3 protein-coding genes are annotated in these 2,544 nt (G+C 75.6%); all 3 read left to right on the top strand.

The features are described 5' to 3' along the window. Positions 1-1,197, top strand: a 1,197-nt coding sequence (locus ACFT55_RS19945; protein WP_380245593.1) for a LuxR C-terminal-related transcriptional regulator, incomplete at its 5' end; no start/stop codon positions are given. Positions 1,198-1,347: 150 nt separating this feature from the next. Beyond that, a complete protein-coding gene (locus ACFT55_RS19940) occupies positions 1,348-1,542 on the top strand; it encodes a hypothetical protein (RefSeq protein ID WP_380245592.1) in 195 nt (64 codons plus the stop codon). A 108-nt stretch (positions 1,543-1,650) separates the two neighbouring features. Beyond that, positions 1,651-2,544 (top strand): DUF3097 domain-containing protein (locus ACFT55_RS19935; protein WP_380245591.1); only part of this gene is annotated, 894 nt, incomplete at its 3' end.

Raw genomic sequence — 2,544 nt, 5'->3', positions numbered from 1 at the left:
GACCAGAACGCCTCCCTGGCGCTCAACCTCCGGGCGATGAGCCGGCTCAACGCCGGCGACCTCGACGCCCTGGAGGAGCTGGAGCTGTCGCGCGAGGTCGCGGGCGACGACTGGCGCGCGCAGTGCCACTACTACACGAACGCCTCGGACACGCGGCTGAAGCTCGGCCGGTACGCCGAGGCGGAGTCCCTGGCCGAGACGGGCGCGCGGCTGGCGCGGGCGCTCGGTGCGGGCTGGGCCACCCGGGCGATGCTGGAGGGGAACGTCGCCGAGGCGTGGATCGAGCTCGGCCGGTGGCCCGACGCGGAGGACTGGTACGAGCGGTCGGTGCCCCTCATCGACCTCAGCGACTACGCCGTCTACCTGGGCGAGCGGTGGACGTGGCTGACCATGTGGCGCGGCGACGTCGAGGCGGCGCAGCGCCGTGCCCGCGCCCACCGCTCGACCTGGCAACGGTTCGGCCGGGTCGAGGAGCAGATCCGCGCGCGCGTCGCAGGCACCCTGGCGGAGCTCGCGCTCCTGCGCGACGACCTGGACGACGCGCTCGACCTCGTCACCCTCGCCGTCGACGAGGAGTCGCTGTCCGCCCACTACCGCCTGTCGGTGCTCGCCGTCGCCGCGCGCGTCCTGGACCGGGCGCGCTCCGCCGGCCGGACGGTGGACACGGCCCCGTACCGCGCCGCCCTCGCCACGTGCGTGCGGTGGCCGACGTACCCCACCTGGGCGGCCGTGTTCGCGGCCGAGCTCGGCGACGGCGCGTGGGACGCCGTCCTCGCCGCCGACGGTCCGGCGTTCCTGCGGCCCTACGCCCTGTACCGGGACGGCCAGTCCCTGCTCTCCGCCGGCGACCGGGCCGCGGCGCGGGACCGCCTCGAGGCCGCGGTCGAGGCGGCCGAGGCCATCGGTTGCGGGCTGGTCGCCGGCCAGGCGCAGTCGCTGCTCGACGGCGCCGGACTAGCGCGTGGCCGGGCAGCCCGCGCCGCCTCGGCTGTCGGCGGGACGGTAGACCGAGCGCTCACCGACCGTGAGCGCCAGGTGCTCGACCTGGTCGCCGAGGGCCTCACCAACGGGCAGATCGCCGAGCGCCTGTTCATCAGCCGCAAGACGGCCTCGGTCCACGTGTCGGCGATCCTGCGCAAGCTCGGGGTGGCCAGCCGCACCGAGGCTGCGGTCGTGGCGCGGTCCGCCCGGCCCTGACGTCGTCCGGCGCCGCTTGCCGCGCCGGCCGTCGGCCGATGTCGGCCCATGTCGCCCGGCGCACCCGTACACATGCCCTGAGCAGTCGTGTACGGACCAGCCCGGGTCCCCCTCCCTAGGCGTGTCAACGAACCCCTGCTGGAGGAAATCATGGACCCGCACGTGTACGACATGCTCTTCGAGCGCCGTCAGGCGGAGCTCGAGCGCGAGGTCGCGCTGCGCCGGCTGGCGCACGAGCTCCGGGTCTCGCGCCGCGCGCTCCGGGGCGACGCCCTGGCCCCGGCGCCGCGGGCACGACGCCGCCGTGCCGTGGACGTCGTGCTGCGGCTGCCGCGCCACGCGTGACCGGCCGGCACCGCCGACCACGCACCCCGACTCGCGCTCCCGACATCCCATCGAGCGTGCTGACCTTCGCCCCGGGACAGGGACCTGGAGCGAAAGTCAGCACGCTCGATGCCGTGTCGGGCCGCTGTCGTCGGCGGCCGCGACCGTAGGCTCGCGGTCGTGCACGACCGTTACGGCTCCGACGTCCTGTCCTCCGCCGGCTCCCGCGCCCCCGGTGCGCCGGACGGCTCCGCCCACCACCGGCGCCGGCCTGTCTCCCGCCCGCAGGCGGCGGACCACGGCCTCGTCGTCGAGGAGGTGACGTCCGGCTGGGTCGGCGCGGTGGTCCGCGTCGAGAAGTCGGGCGGCATGCACCTGGTCGTGCTCGAGGACCGGCGCGGTCGCACGCGGTCGTTCCCCCTCGGGCCGGGCTTCTGGGTGGACGGTCAGCCCGTCGAGCTGACCGCCCCCGTGACGAGCCGCGCCCCGGCGCGGCCGACGCGCACGGCGTCGGGGTCGGTCGCCGTCCACGACCAGCGGGCGCGCGTGGCACGCGGCAGCCGCATCTGGGTCGAGGGGAAGCACGACGCCGAGCTGGTCGAGAAGGTGTGGGGCGACGACCTGCGCGTCGAGGGCGTCGTCGTGGAGATGCTCGACGGCGTCGACAACCTCGCCGACGCGCTGGACGAGTTCGCCCCGACGGCGGAGCGTCGCGTCGGGGTGCTGGTCGACCACCTGGTGCCCGGGTCCAAGGAGCGGCGGCTGGCCGACGACGCGCTGCGCCGTGTGCCCCGCGGCACCGTGCTGGTGCTGGGCCACCCGTACGTCGACGTGTGGCAGGCCGTGAAGGCGGAGCGCCTCGGCCTGTCCTCCTGGCCGACGATCGAGCGCGGCACGGAGTGGAAGCGCGGGATCCTGCGCGAGCTCGGCTGGCCGGCGTCGTCGACCGAGGACGTCGGTCGTGCCTGGCAGCGGATCTTGGGGACGGTGCGCGACTACCGCGACCTCGACCCGGCCCTGCTG

Source organism: Isoptericola sp. NPDC057191 (assembly GCF_042670225.1).
Lineage (GTDB): Bacteria > Actinomycetota > Actinomycetes > Actinomycetales > Cellulomonadaceae > Isoptericola.
Note: the sequence above shows the minus strand (reverse complement) of the source record. Positions and strands in the feature narration are given on the sequence as shown.

Coding starts and splice junctions, on each gene's coding strand:
- ACFT55_RS19940 (WP_380245592.1), top strand. CDS start 1,348: ATGGACCCGCACGTGTACGACATGCTCTTCGAGCGCCGTCAGGCGGAG.